This is a genomic window from Paraburkholderia sp. IMGN_8, assembly GCF_038050405.1.
Lineage (GTDB): Bacteria > Pseudomonadota > Gammaproteobacteria > Burkholderiales > Burkholderiaceae > Paraburkholderia.
This window is the reverse complement of sequence record NZ_CP150901.1, coordinates 1,794,546-1,809,703: the sequence shown is the minus strand read 5'-3', so window position 1 is coordinate 1,809,703 and position 15,158 is coordinate 1,794,546. Positions and strand designations below refer to the sequence as shown.

14 protein-coding genes are annotated in these 15,158 nt (G+C 61.6%); 3 read left to right on the top strand and 11 right to left on the bottom strand.

What is annotated here, in order from left to right:
* Positions 1-38 precede the first annotated feature (38 nt).
* Positions 39-980: a LysR family transcriptional regulator gene (locus tag WN982_RS29340; RefSeq protein WP_341319066.1), complete on the top strand. Its 942-nt coding sequence runs from the start codon at positions 39-41 to the stop codon at positions 978-980.
* A 71-nt stretch (positions 981-1,051) separates the two neighbouring features.
* On the opposite strand, the gene WN982_RS29335 is transcribed toward WN982_RS29340, so the two are convergent.
* The 4 genes from WN982_RS29335 to WN982_RS29320 form a co-directional block, all read right to left on the bottom strand.
* Positions 1,052-1,870: a helix-turn-helix transcriptional regulator gene (locus WN982_RS29335; RefSeq protein ID WP_341319065.1), complete on the bottom strand. Its 819-nt coding sequence runs from the start codon at positions 1,868-1,870 to the stop codon at positions 1,052-1,054.
* 1,003 nt (positions 1,871-2,873) lie between these two features.
* On the bottom strand, positions 2,874-3,623 hold the full coding sequence (gene msrA / locus WN982_RS29330) for a peptide-methionine (S)-S-oxide reductase MsrA (RefSeq protein WP_341319064.1): 750 nt from the start codon (positions 3,621-3,623) through the stop codon (positions 2,874-2,876).
* Between the two features lie 44 nt (positions 3,624-3,667).
* Positions 3,668-4,171: a peptide-methionine (R)-S-oxide reductase MsrB gene (gene msrB / locus WN982_RS29325; RefSeq protein ID WP_341319063.1), complete on the bottom strand. Its 504-nt coding sequence runs from the start codon at positions 4,169-4,171 to the stop codon at positions 3,668-3,670.
* Between the two features lie 136 nt (positions 4,172-4,307).
* Positions 4,308-4,817 (bottom strand): Lrp/AsnC ligand binding domain-containing protein, encoded by a 510-nt coding sequence (locus WN982_RS29320; protein ID WP_341319062.1) that lies wholly within the window; start codon positions 4,815-4,817, stop codon positions 4,308-4,310.
* Positions 4,818-4,975: 158 nt separating this feature from the next.
* On the opposite strand from WN982_RS29320, the gene WN982_RS29315 reads away from it, so the two are divergent.
* Positions 4,976-5,992 carry a 1-aminocyclopropane-1-carboxylate deaminase gene (locus tag WN982_RS29315; protein WP_341319061.1) on the top strand — a complete coding sequence of 339 codons (1,017 nt, stop codon included), beginning with the start codon at positions 4,976-4,978 and terminating at the stop codon, positions 5,990-5,992.
* 105 nt (positions 5,993-6,097) lie between these two features.
* On the opposite strand, the gene WN982_RS29310 is transcribed toward WN982_RS29315, so the two are convergent.
* Positions 6,098-6,988 (bottom strand): LysR family transcriptional regulator, encoded by an 891-nt coding sequence (locus WN982_RS29310; RefSeq protein WP_341319060.1) that lies wholly within the window; start codon positions 6,986-6,988, stop codon positions 6,098-6,100.
* 131 nt (positions 6,989-7,119) lie between these two features.
* Here WN982_RS29310 and WN982_RS29305 point away from each other — a divergent pair, with 131 nt between their 5' ends.
* Complete coding sequence (locus WN982_RS29305) at positions 7,120-7,845, top strand: pirin family protein (protein WP_341319059.1); 726 nt, start codon at positions 7,120-7,122, stop codon at positions 7,843-7,845.
* Positions 7,846-7,943: 98 nt separating this feature from the next.
* On the opposite strand, the gene WN982_RS29300 is transcribed toward WN982_RS29305, so the two are convergent.
* The 6 genes from WN982_RS29300 to prpR form a co-directional block, all read right to left on the bottom strand.
* Entirely contained in the window at positions 7,944-9,098 is a 1,155-nt protein-coding gene (locus WN982_RS29300; RefSeq protein WP_341319058.1) for an alkane 1-monooxygenase, read from the bottom strand.
* Positions 9,099-9,210: 112 nt separating this feature from the next.
* Positions 9,211-9,849, bottom strand: coding sequence for a hemagglutinin repeat-containing protein (locus tag WN982_RS29295; protein ID WP_341319459.1), 639 nt, complete (start codon positions 9,847-9,849; stop codon positions 9,211-9,213).
* Positions 9,846-10,295: a hypothetical protein gene (locus WN982_RS29290; RefSeq protein WP_341319458.1), complete on the bottom strand. Its 450-nt coding sequence runs from the start codon at positions 10,293-10,295 to the stop codon at positions 9,846-9,848. The genes WN982_RS29295 and WN982_RS29290 overlap by 4 nt, the downstream gene beginning before the upstream one ends.
* A 298-nt stretch (positions 10,296-10,593) precedes the next feature.
* Positions 10,594-12,189 (bottom strand): alkyl hydroperoxide reductase subunit F, encoded by a 1,596-nt coding sequence (gene ahpF / locus WN982_RS29285; RefSeq protein WP_341319057.1) that lies wholly within the window; start codon positions 12,187-12,189, stop codon positions 10,594-10,596.
* Between the two features lie 153 nt (positions 12,190-12,342).
* Positions 12,343-12,906: an alkyl hydroperoxide reductase subunit C gene (gene ahpC / locus WN982_RS29280; protein WP_341319056.1), complete on the bottom strand. Its 564-nt coding sequence runs from the start codon at positions 12,904-12,906 to the stop codon at positions 12,343-12,345.
* A gap of 137 nt (positions 12,907-13,043) precedes the next feature.
* Entirely contained in the window at positions 13,044-15,029 is a 1,986-nt protein-coding gene (prpR, locus tag WN982_RS29275; RefSeq protein WP_341319055.1) for a propionate catabolism operon regulatory protein PrpR, read from the bottom strand.
* Between the last annotated feature and the right edge of the window lie 129 nt (positions 15,030-15,158).

Genomic DNA, 15,158 nt, shown 5'->3' with positions numbered 1-15,158 from the left:
TTTTTCACGATTCGTAAGTTTTTCTTTAGAATCGCCTCATGCCTCTCACTCGCGTCACCATCCGGCAGTTCGAAGCGTTTCTCGCCATCGTCGATTTGCATAGTATCGGCGCGGCGGCGGATCGGCTCGGGCTGACCTCGTCGGCGGTCAGCCAGTTGCTGGCCGAGCTGGAAACGGAACTGGGCTTTCGTCTCTTCGACCGTACTACGCGGCGCGTCAATCTGTCGAGCGCGGGACAGGATTTTCTATCATCGGCCGAATCGGTGCTGCGCCATGTACGCGCGGCCGCCCAATCCGCTGACGATATCCGTAATCGCGCCGCCGGCATCGTGCGGGTCGGCGCGCCGCTGGTGATCGCGGCGACCGCGCTGCCTGCGGCCATCGCCGAATATGCACGCGACAAGCCGAAGGTGGTGGTTCGCATTTGCGACACCGTGGTCGAGCAGCTGGTGGAACGTGTGGAAAGCGGCGATGTGGATCTGGCGATCGGCCCCGACCGCCAGAGCGGCACGCGGGTCCGATGCGATCCGGCGTTTGTGAGCCCGTGGGTGATGTGGTGCGCGCCGTCGCATCCATTGAACGCGCGGCGCCGGGTGCTGTGGCAGCATCTGCGCGATGTGCCGATTGTCGCCACCGGGCGCGACCACGAGCGCGCGGTGGCGCAAATGCTGGCCAATCTGCCGGTCGAGGCACGCATCATTCCCGTGGACGTGGTGGACAACGTCACCACAGCGTTCGGCCTTGCCGCGCAAGGGCTCGCCGTCACGCTCGCGCCGGCTTATGTCGCGCCGCTCGCCAGAACGTTCGGCTTGATGATGAAGCGGATCGTCGATCCTGAAACGATCCGCGAGGTGTGCGTTTATCGCTCGACCGAACGCGCGCTGTCACCGCCGGCGGATGGTTTCGTCGATTTCATCGCGCCATGGCTAAAACGCTGGGATCGCGAGACGCAGGCTGAGGCGAGGCCTAAGCGAGGGTGATTTTCGGCTGATCGGTGGCTGATTTGTCGCTGACCGTCGGACGTTCGGCGTCACATTTTGTTCACGCCGGATCAGGACGGCTGCGGCAGCAGACACAGCGCGAACAATTGGCGCTGGCTGGAGATGCCGAGCCGCGCGTAGGCACGCTTCTGATACGTGACGACGCTCGTGGGTTTGATGCCCATTCGTTCGGCGATCTCCGCGGCGCTGGCCCCTTCGAGCGTGCCGCGCAGAACATCGAGTTCACGCGGCGTGAGCGCCGGGCAGGCGCGCCTCACGCGGGCCAGCATCGCGGCTGCCGAGCCTTGCTGATGCTGACCGTTGATTGCGTAATGGCTTTTGGCCGCGTGCGCGAACAGATGCGCAACGCTTTCGATGTGCTCCAGTTCGCCCGGTTGGAACATGCCGTAGGCGCTATCGCGATACAGATTGACCGAGAGCCAGACGCTTTCCATGGGTTGCACGAGCAACGATAGCCGGTCCGATACGTGGGGCTGTGCGTAGCAGGCGGCACGGTACGCTTCGTTTTCGATTTCTTCGCTTTGCTGCTGATGGAGCACTAGCGCGCCGTGCGGGTGTTTCGATTGCGGGCTACCTACTATCGCGCGGTTGCCGTCGAGCGCGTAGAAGTGCGTGGCATAGCGATCGGCGACGTCCCGTAGAAATCGGCCACCGCGGTGGTCGGCCGCTGAGACTGTGCGCGGTCTGGCGTCGAATTCGTAGGCGAAGATGGCGCACTGCGAGATTGGGAGGGTGTCGCCGACCGTTTTTAATATGCTTGCGGCGAGCGCGTCCGGATCGGCATGTGAGATCGACATGACGAGGTCAGTGGCCCGAGCGGTTTGGATTTGCCCACTGGGCGGGGGGTGGGGGATGCGCCAGGAACGCATGGAATGTGGAATTACATCGAGAGTTTCTTGGGGAAAGCGTAACACAGGTTTTTTGCCTTCCCGGGGGGTGGTTTATTTGACTACGAGGTTGGGGTTTGGTTGTTTGCCTACGGCGTGGGTCTTTGGTTGTACGCCTGCGGCGTTGGCCTTTCCTTGATTTCTTAGTGGTCTATTAGCGTCGCCCCTGTGCGGGGCGGGCACTTACTTTCTTTGCCGCCGCAAAGAAAGTAAGCAAAGAAAGCGGCTTCACACCGCTAGCTCTTAAGCGGGTCTCCTGGCTTGGAGGAGGTAGTGGAGCATCTGGAATCGGTGTTCTCGCACACTCCGCGCTGGTGACAAGGCAGTCATACTTCCGGCGGCGCTGCGCGCGCCGCAGCGGTACTTCAGAAAACCATCCGGTCCATCGGGCACTTCCAGTGCCTGCGGTTATTCAATCGTAGCGGCTTGCCTTTGCTGCGCTAGCGTAACTCGCGGCGGTACTTCATCAAATCGCCAGCCGGTTTCAGCATCTTCGTTTGGCCCGGCGCGGTGGGTCGCACCTGCATAATTCAGCGCCTCGCCGAGGCGAAGCCGATGGCTCCCACCGCGCACAAACGAACCCACTGGTTTCCCGTGCAGACCATTCCGGCGAGCACGCAGTGCGAGGCGGGAAGAATGACGCAGGAAGCGCTTACGCACCATCGGTGTTGAGAAGTACCGCTGCGGCGCGCGCAGCGCCGCCGGAAGTATGACTGCCTTGTCACTCACGCGGAGTGCGCGAGAACACCGATTCCAGATGCTCCACTACCTCCTCCAAGCCAGGGGACCCGCTTAAGAGCTAGCGGTGTGAAGCCGCTTTCTTTGCTTACTTTCTTTGCGGCGGCAAAGAAAGTAAGTGCCTGCCCCGCACAGGGGCGACGCTAATAGACCACTAACAAATCAAGGAAAGGCCAACACCGCAGGCACAACCACCAATGCCGCCGCCAAAGGCAAAAAACCCAAAGACCAACCCCGTAGGTAACTACTACTGCGACTGCGCGGCCTCCACCAGCACTGGCTTATCCCGATACAGCGCCGGAAACAGGCGCTTCAGATTAGCGACCTTAGGCATATCATTAATCGCGATATACGCGGAATTCGGATGCATCGTCAGGTAGTTCTGGTGATACGACTCAGCCGGATAGAACCCCTTGAACGGCTCCGTCTTCGTGACGATCGGCGCAGGAAAAACACGCGCCTTGTCGAGTTGCGCGATATAGCTTTGCGCGACGCGCCGTTGCATATCGTTAAGCGGGAACACCGCGGAACGATATTGCGTGCCGCTATCGGGCCCCTGACGATTCAGCTCGGTCGGGTCCTGAATCACCGAAAAATACACGTGCAGCAACTGCCCATAGGTAACCTTGGTGGGGTCGAATGTGACCTGAACGGACTCGGCATGGCCGGTCTCACCGCCGCTGACGGTTTCATACTGCGCAGTATCGCGCTGGCCGCCGGAATAACCCGACACGGCCTTCGTGACGCCACGCACGTGCTGGAACACACCCTGCACGCCCCAGAAGCAACCGCCGGCGAACACGGCAGTCTCCTCGTGCGCCGTGGCGGCGGAGATCGGCTCGTCGAGCGCGGGCGGTGCGATCACGACCGCGGCCTCCGACGAGAACGCCACACGCTGTGTCCCCAGCAGCGCCGCCGCGCACAGTCCCAGCGAAAGCGTGATGGCCGCCACGCGCGAGCGGGCCGGTTTGCCAATGATGCGTTTTCCGATGCTCATGATGTTCGTCCTGATTGGATAGGCGCGCCCCGCGCGATGCCTGCTCATGCCGCCACCGGCGTGAAGACCAGTGCCTGGCCGTTCATGCAATAACGCAGGCCGGTAGGCTTCGGTCCATCGTCGAAGACATGGCCCAGGTGGCCGCCACAACGCCGGCACAACACTTCATCGCGCGTCATGCCGAACGACTTGTCGGAGCGCGTGATGACGGCATGATCCAGCGGCTGCCAGAAACTCGGCCAGCCAGTGCCGCTGTCGAACTTGGTCTTCGATGAAAACAGCGGCAGTTTGCAGCCGGCGCATGCAAACGTGCCGGCGCGGTGCTCGTTGTTTAGCGGGCTGCTAAAGGGCCGCTCCGTACCGGCTTCGCGCAGAACCTTGTACTGCGCGTCGGTGAGCAGCTTGTGCCACTCGGCGTCGCTGTGCGTGACCTCGTACGCGGCCGCCGCATTTGTTTCCGCGGCGAGCGCCGTCCGCCACGCCGATGTGCCGCCGGCAAGCGATGCCGCGCCGATTAACCTGAAGAATATCCGTCTGCTGCAAACCATGATGATCGCCCCGCAAAGTCCGTGCCATTCACCCCGTTCCAGCGCCTCCGGCGCCTCCCGCGAGTGGTCTCGATGCTTAGTCGGCCGGACGCGGCTTTTATGACAGCATGCGCGTCTTTTCGCTTGACGGCGGCAGTTACAGCGGAAATTTAGTGGTCGACAGGATCTCCTTGAGCACCATGAAAGAGCGGATCTGGCGCACGCCCGGCAGATACAGCAACTGCTCCGCGTGCAGGCGATTGAAGCTGTCGCTATCGCGTGTGCGGATCGTCATGAAGTAGTCGAACTCGCCGGTGACGACGTGACATTCCATACAGCCCGGCACCTTCTGCGCGGCTTTCTCGAAGTCCGCGAACGACTCGGGCGTGGAGCGATCCAGCACCACGCCGATGATCACCAGCATCCCCGCCCCCGCAGCCTTCGGATCGATCAACGCGACAACGCCGCGAATCAGCCCCGCCTCCTTCAACCGCTCGACGCGCCGCAAACAAGCCGGCGCGCTCAGCTTTACCTTAGCCGCGAGCGCGACGTTCGAAATCGATGCATCGGTTTGCAGCTGGCGCAGGATCGCGCGGTCGATACGATCGAGCGCCTGAAGCGGATCGGTTTCGGCCGTTGACATCTTACGAATTTTTGTTGCGCTCATGAGTTTATATACGACGTTTTATTACGTCATTCAAGATTTTCAAGTCTTTAAAGTAGGCCTGGCAAAATTTTTTTGCAAGCTCATTTCGAGCGCTTTTCCCTACCATGTGTTTAACGCGGAGGCTTGCTGTCCGCGTCAAACCTACAACCGGAGCTGCCATGAACCTGCAACGATTCCCTCGCTATCCGCTGACTTTTGGGCCGACGCCGATCCAGCCGCTGAAGCGTTTGAGCGATCACCTTGGCGGCAAGGTGCATCTGTATGCGAAACGCGAGGACTGCAACAGCGGCTTTGCGTTTGGCGGCAACAAGACACGCAAGCTCGAATATCTGATTCCCGAGGCGTTGGCGCAGGGTTGCGACACGCTGGTATCGATTGGCGGGATCCAGTCGAACCAGACCCGCCAGGTGGCGGCGGTCGCGGCGCATCTGGGAATGAAGTGTGTGCTGGTGCAGGAGAACTGGGTCAACTATTCGGACGCTGTATACGATCGTGTCGGCAACATTCAGATGTCGCGCATTCTGGGCGCCGACGTGCGGCTGGTCGCCGACGGCTTCGACATTGGCTTTCGCAAGAGCTGGGAAGATGCATTGGAAAGCGTGCGCGCTGCCGGCGGCAAACCGTACGCGATTCCGGCAGGCTGCTCCGACCATCCTCTCGGCGGCCTCGGTTTCGTCGGCTTTGCGGAAGAAGTACGTCAGCAGGAAGCCGAGCTTGGTTTCAAGTTCGACTACATCGTCGTGTGTTCGGTGACGGGGAGCACACAGGCCGGCATGGTGGTCGGTTTCGCTGCGGACGGCCGGGCCGAACGCGTGATCGGCATCGACGCCTCCGCGAAACCCGCGCAGACGCGCGAGCAAATCACGCGCATCGCAAAACAGACGGCAGAAAAAGTCGAGCTCGGACGCGACATCACGGAGAAGGACGTGGTATTGGACGAACGCTACGGCGGCCCGGAGTACGGTTTGCCGAACGAAGGCACGCTAGAGGCAATCCGTTTGTGCGCGCGCCTCGAGGGGGTGCTGACCGATCCTGTGTACGAGGGTAAATCGATGCACGGCATGATCGACAAGGTACGCAAGGGCGAATTTCCGGACGGTTCACGCGTGCTGTACGCCCACTTGGGCGGCGTACCGGCGCTGAATGCCTATAGCTTCATTTTCCGGAACGGATAAACAGGGAGCCGCCGCAAGCGGCGGCGCAAAGCGAACGATGTTGAGAAGTACCGCGTCGGCGCGCGCAGCGCCGCCGGAAGAATAACAACGCTCCACGGAAAAAACTCAAGAAACCAAAACCTTCCCCAACTGCTCCCGCAGAAAAGCAACAAAAACCCGAATGGTGACTGAGCTCTGCCGATGCTGCGGATAGACAGCATAAACCGTCGCCGCCCGGGGCAAAAACTCATCCAACACGGTCACCAACTGACCGCGCCGAATAGCATCGGCAACAATAAAATCAGGAAGCCGAACAATCCCCAACCCAGCCACGGCCGCATCGCGAATCAAATCCCCATTATTCGCCCGCAACGGCCCCTGCACGTCAAAACTCTTAACCGCGCCGCCGACAACGAACTCCCAGCTCACCACCCCACCGTGTCCATACAGCAAGCAGGAATGCCGCTCCAGATCAGCAGGCACCCCAGGCGCCCCGCGCCGACGCACATAAGCAGGACTGCAACACGCCACCATCTGCACGTCGGCGAGCCTCTGCGCGATCAGCGTCGAGTCCGGCAACGCGCCGATCCGGATCGCCATATCGAAACCCTCGCCCACCACGTCGACAGTGCGATCGCTCAGCTCCATATCGAATCGCACATCTCCATGCTTGCGCAGAAACATCGCCACAAGCGGCGACAGATGCATCATCCCGAACGACATCGGCGCGCTGACCCGCAACAAACCGCGCGGCCCGGCGCGCCGCAGCGACATAGCCTGCTCCGCATCCTCCACCTCGCCGAGAATGCGCCGCGCGCGCTCATAAAACTCCTGGCCCAGTTCGGTAACGGCGAGCTTGCGCGTATTGCGGATCAGCAACTGCACGCCGAGCGCCTCCTCCAGCGCCATCACGCGCCGGCTGACGAACTGTTTCGACAGTGACAGCCGCTTGGCCGCAGCGGTGAAGTTATGAGCGTCGACCGTCGCGACGAAGATCCGCATGTCGTCGAGTTGCATGGAATTGTCTACCTGAAAGAGACAGTGTTTCCGATTTAGAGGCGATTATATACGCCCTGATTGACCTAAACTGTCGTTCATGGATCGCGGACAAACATCTGGCCGGATCGCACAAACCAAGGAGAAATACGATGCTCGAAATCAGACACGCCAATCAACGCGGCCGCGCGGAGCACGGCTGGCTCAGTTCGCGTCATACGTTTTCCTTCGCGAACTATCACGACCCGAAGCAGAACGGCTTCTCAGACCTGCTCGTGATCAACGACGACCGCGTCGCGCCGGCGCAAGGCTTCGGCAAGCACCCGCATCGCGACATGGAGATCTTCTCGTACGTGCTGGAGGGCGCACTGGAACACAAGGACACGATGGGCACCGGCTCGGTGATCGTGCCTGGCGACATCCAGTTGATGAGCGCAGGCACCGGCGTCGCGCATAGCGAATACAACCATTCGAAAAACGATCCCGTGCATTTCATGCAGATCTGGATTGCACCCGCACAAAAAGGCACGCCGCCGCGTTATCAGCAAAGCCACTTCAGCGCGGAAGAAAAGCGCGGCAAGCTGCGCCTCGTGATCTCGCCGGACGGCGCGAATGAGTCGCTGGTGCTGCAACAGGATGCGCGCGTATATGCCGGTCTTTTCGACGGTGACGAAACTGCCCGCCTCGAACTCGCCAGCAATCGCTACGCTTACGTGCATGTTGCACGCGGCAGCGTGACGGTGAACGGTGTCGAACTCGGCGAAGGCGACGGTGCGCGGGTCCGCGGTGAAGAAGCGCTGACCTTCACGCAAGGTCACGACGCTGAAGTGCTGGTGTTCGATCTGCGTAACATCGAGATGTCGGAGTTGTGGTCTTAATATGACGTCGACCGGCGGTGAGCTTGCCCGTTAGTGCTTGATAAAGAAACGCCGCCCGGTATAACCGGGCGGCGTGTCTCATTACAGGTAAGTCCGCGCTAGCCGGCAAACTGCGCCAACACGCGCTCGCGGATCGCCGGCCGGATATTCGACTGCGTCATATTGCCTTGATAGTGCGCGACCACACGCGGGTTCATCACACGGAACCAGAGCGGCGGCACATACGCGAACATGATCATCGTCGCGTAACCGGATGGCAATTGCGGCGCACCGTCGAAATGGCGCAGCGCCTGAAACGAGCGCGTCGGATTCGCATGATGATCGGCGTGACGCTGCAACTGATAAAGGAACAGATTCGTCACGATACGATTGCTGTTCCACGAGTGCTGCGGCTGACAGCGCTCATAACGGCCGCTCGCAAGCTGTTTGCGGCCGAGCCCATAGTGTTCAAGATAATTGACCACTTCGAGCAAAGACGCGCCGTACGCCGCCTGAATCAGCAGGAACGGAATCACCGTTTTGCCGAACACCGCGATTATCGCGCCCCACAGCACGACGGTCATGGCCCATGAATGCAGTACTTCATTGCGCCACGTCCACGGCGATTTGCCGAGGCGTTCGAGCCGGTGCTTCTCGAGGCGCCATGCCGATGCGATGCTGCCGAATACCGTACGCGGCAGAAAGGCCCAGAACGACTCGCCATAGCGTGCGCTGGCCGGATCGGGCGGCGTCGCCACGCGTACATGATGACCGCGATTGTGTTCGACGAAGAAATGCCCGTAAGCGACGGGCGCGAGCGTGATCTTCGCGAGCCATCGCTCGAACCGGTCGGTCTTGTGACCCAGTTCGTGCGCGGTGTTGATCGACACGCCGGTCGCCGCGCCTAGCGAGAGCGCGAAGCCAAGATAGTCGTACCACGCTAGCGCGTGCGTGCCGACGATCCACGCCGCGCCGAAGAAGGACACGTATTCGATGAAGGTGGCGAGATAGACGATGCGGCGGTAATAGCGCTCTTTTTCGAGCGTGGCGACGACGTCGTCGGGCGGATTGCCCGGATCGTCGCCGATCAGATAGTCGAGTACCGGGATGATGCCGAACACGAAAATCGGCCCGAACCACCAGAAGATATGCCAGCCGGTCTGCAACGCCAGATTGGCGGCGTGCAACGGCAAGGTGATGGTCAGCGCGCCGAGCAGCCATAGATAGCGTTTGCCGTCGACCCACCGCGCGGGGACCGCTTGCGATGTTGCCATGTCTCCCTCCTTGTTTTATGTCGCCCTGTGTCCGCGAGCGTCGGCTTGCCAGCCGGCATGCGGGTCAGCAGGACTTTGTCCGACTCACAGATTTATATGGCTGGCGGCCGGATTAGCCAAGGAATGGGCCCAGGTGCGCGGCTCCAAACGAAGGGGCCGTCGACGGGGCGTGCGGGGTGTGCTTCGAGCGGGTGAATGAAACGGGTGTTTGGAGGTTTGTTGCAGCGCACTTGCAGAACGTCAGCGTCGCGGTCAGTTTGCCACTGCCAGGCGTGCCGTCTCCGGTTGCTACAAAAGCCGTGGTTCCGCCGGCAGTCACATTCGAACCCCGGTTTGTCGTCTGACTTTCGCCTGAATCACTGCGGCTGCTACTTGACCCGATGCTGACCTGTACGCCAATACTCGGGTTCTTCATGAGCGCGCCCCCGGTCACACCGGCCACGGTCATGGCTGCATTGCCCGCCGCTGCAATCGCATGCAGAGCCGCCGCGCGATCATTGCCGCTATTCGCAGAGTGGCTGACAGCCTGGCCTTGCGAGTAGGCATTGTTGATCGCATCGCCCACCGAACCGGAAAGCCCGATCGACAGCCCGCTGGTATGCGAGGTTTGCGTCTGCGAGCGGGACGCGGTGTCGGTCGCCGCGTCAATGACGACGTTCGCGCCCGTGCCCGTGATGTTCTGCGCCGCAATCAGGTCGCTGCCCGTGACATGCAGGTTGTTGCCTGCCTGAATCGAAAGGTTACCGTTCAGCGAGCCAATCGTGCTTGCGTTGTTCGTGACGCCAGATTCCTGCGAATTATCGACATGCGTTTCCGTCGCCGCACCGATGTTGACATTGCCCGCTGCCGCCAGCGTCGCCGCTCCCTTGTCGAGACTGATCGCGCTGCCGGTGACGTTGATATCGGCCGGCGCCGCCTGCGTGTATAGGTATTGACGGAAACGCCTGACCCGCCTGTGGGCCGGTTGATGTTGACCTGGTCAAGACCGTTTTGAGTCTGGACTACGGACGGTGCGTGCGTTCCGCCTGCAACGATCTGCGCACCGGAGAACGTCGGCAGTGCGCCGAGCAGCGCAAGCGCGGCGAATGCGATCTGCCGGAGCGTGAAAAACGCTGTGCAACGTGTTGTGCCGCGCGTGCGGGTCTGTCCTGCTGCCTTGCCCGCCGCCGTGGCGGTTTCCTCGACGGCTACAAGCATTCCTCTCGGTCGGCTGTACACCAGCCGGTAGTTGTTCCTGTTCATCTGGTCTCATTCGGTATGCTACTTTGTGAGGACCGGTAAACTAGCGCCAGATGAATCGGACAGGCTCAAACTTATCGTCACTCTTGAGCCATATACAACGCTTCGTGTCAAATCGGACTTGTCCTATCGAGCATTGACCGGATATGAAGTAGCCCGGACAGGCAAAAAACAAAGCCCGCACAAAGGCGGGCTCAGTTGCAGCAAAAACAAAAACGGCGGCCCACCAAGGCCGCCGTCCATTACCGAAACAACATCAGCTAACCGCCAGTTCCGCTTCAGCCTCGCTGACCACTTCGTCATCGTCACTGCTGCGGATCAAATGATCGAATGCGCTGAGCGATGCCTTCGCGCCCTCGCCTACCGCGATCACGATCTGCTTGAACAGCACCGTCGTCACGTCGCCGGCGGCGAACACGCCCGGCACCGAAGTCGCGCCACGTGCATCGACGACGATCTCGCCGTGCTTCGACAACTCCACCGTGCCCTTGAGCCACTCGGTGTTCGGCACGAGACCGATCTGCACGAACACGCCTTCAAGTTCGACGTTCTTCGTTTCGCCCGAACGCAGATCCTTGTAAACCAGACCGTTGACCTTCTTGCCGTCGCCGGTGATTTCAGTGGTCTGTGCCTGCGTCACGATCGTCACGTTGGCGAGGCTGCGCAGCTTGCGTTGCAGCACTTCGTCGGCACGCAGTTGTGCGCCGAATTCGAACAGCGTCACCTCACGCACGATACCCGCGAGATCGATGGCCGCTTCGACGCCCGAATTGCCGCCGCCGATCACCGCGACACGCTTGCCCTTGAACAGCGGACCATCGCAATGCGGGCAGTACGCGACGCCATGATTACGATACTCGCGCTCGCCCGGCACGTTGATTTCGCGCCAGCGCGCACCGGTCGCCAGAATAACGGTCCTGGCCTTCAGCACCGCGCCGTTTGCCAGACGCACTTCGTTGATGCGGCCCGGGATCAGCGCTTCGGCGCGCTGCACGTCCATGATGTCGACTTCGTAGCTCTTCACGTGCTGTTCGAGCGCCGTGGCGAACTTCGGCCCTTCCGTTTCCGTGACGGAGACGAAGTTTTCGATCGCCAGCGTATCGAGCACCTGCCCGCCGAAGCGTTCCGCCACGACACCCGTCGCAATACCCTTGCGTGCCGAGTAAATCGCCGCCGCCGCGCCCGCAGGGCCGCCGCCGACGATCAGCGTATCGAACACCGGCTTCTTTTCCAGTTCCTTCGCTGCACGCGCACCGGTATTGGTATCGAGCTTCGCGAGGATTTCCTTCACGCCGCTGCGGCCCTGGCCGAACACTTCGCCGTTCATGAACATGGTCGGTACCGCCATGATCTGGCGCGCTTCGACTTCGTTCTGAAACAGCGCACCGTCGATTGCCACGTGGCGGATGCGCGGGTTGATCAGCGCCATCACATTCAGCGCCTGCACGACTTCCGGGCAGTTCTGGCATGACAGCGAAAAATACGTTTCGAATTGATAGTCGCCGTCGAGGTCGCGGATCTGTTCGATCACCGCATCGTCGAGTTTGACCGGATGGCCGCCGACCTGCAAAAGCGCAAGGACGAGCGACGTGAATTCATGCCCCATCGGAATGCCGGCGAAACGGATGCCCGCTTCCTTGCCCGGCTCGCCGATCGAAAATGACGGCTTGCGTTGGTCGTCGCCGCGACGTTCGATCACGGAGACGCGCTCCGACAGCGTCGCGATATCGTTCAGCAATGCCAGCAGCTCCTGCGATTTCGCGCTGTCGTCGAGCGACGCGACGATCTCGATAGGCCTGCTAACCTTTTCGAGGTACGTTTTCAACTGAGTCTTGAGATTGGCGTCAAGCATGGCTTTCGATTCCGTGACGAGGGGTGTTGGGTCCCGGGCGCCGCACGCCTCCGGATAGGAAGCGCGCAGCCCGGGGACGCGCGGACCACGCTATGAAGCGGTCCGCACGGAGATGCGCCGCAACGCGGCGCCTACTGCGATGGGGCCTGGACCTTAGATCTTGCCGATCAGGTCGAGCGACGGGGTCAGCGTGTCAGCGCCCGGCGTCCACTTGGCGGGGCAAACTTCACCCGGGTGAGCCGCGATGTATTGCGCAGCTTGCACCTTGCGGAGCAGTTCGCCAGCGTCACGGCCGATGCCGTTGTCGTGGATTTCGCACAGCTTGATCTCGCCTTCCGGGTTGACCACGAACGTGCCGCGCAGTGCCAGACCTTCTTCTTCGATCAGCACGTCGAAGTTGCGCGAGATTGCCAGGGTCGGGTCAGCGATCATCGGGTACTTGATCTTCTGGATCGTGTCCGACGTGTCGTGCCATGCCTTGTGCGTGAAGTGCGTATCGGTCGACACGCTGTAGATTTCGACGCCGAGCTTCTGGAATTCGGCGTAACGATCGGCCAGGTCGCCCAGCTCGGTGGGGCAGACAAACGTGAAGTCAGCCGGGTAGAAAACGAAAACCGACCACTTGCCCTTCAGGCTTTCTTCAGTGACGGTCATGAAATCGCCGTTGTGATAAGCCTGTGCCTTGAACGGTTTGACTTGACTGTTGATGATCGGCATTTACTGAGTCCTCTTTGCTGAGTGGTTGGAAAGTGGAGTCAGTATGTCAGACGTCGCTTAATAGGTAAAGCGGATAGTTTTAATGATAGCGATAGTATTACGCTATCCGCCGACCTGCCGGCGGCTATTACGCCGGATCAGTCCTTCATCAGCCGCCACAGGGTTGTGCGGCCGATCCCGAGCGCCCGGCTCGCCGCGGCGCGGTTGCCGCCGGACTGCGCGAGGGCGCGCATGACGTCCTCGCGGGTCGGGGTGACGCGGGCCGGAGCGCCACCGGCGGCGTCAGCCGCGGCATCAAGCGTCGGCAAAGCCGCTGCCTGACTCATCCGCCCGAACTCCGGAAACACCGCTTGCAGATCCTGCCAGGCCTCGCCGGCCGGATCGCTCAGATAAATCGCGGCGCGCGCCAGCAGGTTCTCCAGCTCCCGGACGTTGCCCGGCCACGCATAGTGCTCGAACAAGGGCGTGAGGAACGCCAGTACCCGCTCGAGCGCCGCGCCCGACAGTCCATATTGGAGCGCGCTGCGGCTTAACAAGTGCCGCGCCAGTTGGGCTACATCGCCGCGCCGTTCGCGCAGCGGGGGCAATTCTATCTGAAGGAGGTTCAGACGAAAATACAAATCCGCCCGGAACACGCCCTGCTCAACCAGCGCATGCAGATCGCGGTGGGTGGCGGCGATCACCCGCACGTCGATTGGTGTCGCGCGCCCCGAGCCGAGCTTCATCACTTCGCGCTCCTGCAACACACGCAGCAGGCGGCTTTGCAGCGCCGCCGGCATCTCGCCGATCTCGTCGAGGAAAATCGTCCCGGTATGAGCGATCTCGAAGAGGCCCGGTTTGCCGCCGCGCCGCGCGCCGGTGAAGGCGCCTTCCTCGTGACCGAATAGTTCGCTCTCGATCAACCCCTCGGGCAGCGCCGCGCAATTGAACGCGACAAACGGATTGCCGCGCCGCCGGCTGGCGTTGTGGATGCCCTGCGCGACCAGTTCCTTGCCCGTGCCGCTTTCGCCGCTCAACAGCACGGTCGCGTCGTGCGCGGCGCCCGCGCGCGCGAGCCGCCGCACCCGCTCGAGCGCCGCCGAGCCGCCGATCAGATCATCCAGATCGTGCCGCGCGACCAGATGCTTCGGCCGCTGGCTGGTGCGTAGCGACCGGTCGATCCGCTGCGCGACCAGCGCGTCCTGCACCGTCACCACCGAGCCGGAGCGCATGCCCTGCTCGACGATCGGCACGCAGTTAACGATCAACGCACGGCCGCCGATCTGCTCGATGCGCTCTTCGATCGGCGTGCCGTGTTCGAACGTCTCGCGCAACAGCGGTCCGACAGCGCGCGCCAGTTGCACGGCTACGTCCTGTTCGCGATCCCCCAAGGGGACTTCCTTCGGGGCGTCGAGGCCGAGCAGATCGAGCATCGCCGGGTTGACGGCTTCGAGCTGACCGGCATCGTCGAAGGCGGCGACGCCATCGCGCAGGTGAGCAACGATCGTGTTCAGACGCACACGCTTCGATTCCTTCTGACGGCTCACGCGCGCCAGTTCGACCGAGCGCTCGAACGCTTCTTCGACTGCCCCGAGAGAGTAGAGAAAGACACTCTCCAGACCGGCTTGCTGTGCAAAATCGCATGCCATGCCCGGGCCGATGATGACGCTGCAACCTTCGGCGGCCAGGTTGTCGACGGCGAGCCGCACTTCGTCGATTGAACGGTAGGCGCGCTGCTTCAGACCGACGTTCAGCCACGCGCTGAGGTCGGCGAGTTCGTGTGAGATCGTTTCGTGCAGCACGAGGCCGATCTGCGCGCCGGGCCACGTGGTGGTGGCGCGGGTGATCGCGCTCAACACGTCGAAGCCGTTCACCTTGACCATCACGACCGGCACGTTCAGGTTGTCGCGCAAGTAGGCGCCGTTCGATCCGGCCGCCAGCACGACGTCCACCGCGCCTGCATCGACATAGGCCTGCAATGCGGTGACGGCGGCCCCGTACCCTTCGCGGACCGAGAAAAACCTGGCGCGCCCGGCATAGCGCGGCGCGACGGTTTCGCAAAGCGTTTGCAGACGGCTGATACTGACCAGGGCAACGCCTGGACGGCCGGTGTTCTGGTTGGCAAGGGAAGTGAAAGTAGACACCGCAGCGCTCCGGTCGTAGCTGAAACGTTCCACGAAACGTTTCATGGAACATGCGGGCCATTCTGCCATGAACCACCGTGCCGCGCCTTAGCGCCTAACCTACTGATTGTTCGGCGCAAATCCGCGCAC

Coding starts and splice junctions, on each gene's coding strand:
- ahpC (WP_341319056.1), bottom strand. CDS start 12,906: ATGCCGATCATCAACAGTCAAGTCAAACCGTTCAAGGCACAGGCTTAT.
- msrB (WP_341319063.1), bottom strand. CDS start 4,171: ATGGTTTGCAGCAGACGGATATTCTTCAGGTTAATCGGCGCGGCATCG.
- WN982_RS29335 (WP_341319065.1), bottom strand. CDS start 1,870: ATGCGTTCCTGGCGCATCCCCCACCCCCCGCCCAGTGGGCAAATCCAA.
- WN982_RS29340 (WP_341319066.1), top strand. CDS start 39: ATGCCTCTCACTCGCGTCACCATCCGGCAGTTCGAAGCGTTTCTCGCC.
- WN982_RS29320 (WP_341319062.1), bottom strand. CDS start 4,817: ATGAGCGCAACAAAAATTCGTAAGATGTCAACGGCCGAAACCGATCCG.
- msrA (WP_341319064.1), bottom strand. CDS start 3,623: ATGAGCATCGGAAAACGCATCATTGGCAAACCGGCCCGCTCGCGCGTG.
- WN982_RS29290 (WP_341319458.1), bottom strand. CDS start 10,295: ATGCTTGTAGCCGTCGAGGAAACCGCCACGGCGGCGGGCAAGGCAGCA.
- WN982_RS29315 (WP_341319061.1), top strand. CDS start 4,976: ATGAACCTGCAACGATTCCCTCGCTATCCGCTGACTTTTGGGCCGACG.
- ahpF (WP_341319057.1), bottom strand. CDS start 12,189: ATGCTTGACGCCAATCTCAAGACTCAGTTGAAAACGTACCTCGAAAAG.
- WN982_RS29300 (WP_341319058.1), bottom strand. CDS start 9,098: ATGGCAACATCGCAAGCGGTCCCCGCGCGGTGGGTCGACGGCAAACGC.
- WN982_RS29305 (WP_341319059.1), top strand. CDS start 7,120: ATGCTCGAAATCAGACACGCCAATCAACGCGGCCGCGCGGAGCACGGC.
- WN982_RS29310 (WP_341319060.1), bottom strand. CDS start 6,988: ATGCAACTCGACGACATGCGGATCTTCGTCGCGACGGTCGACGCTCAT.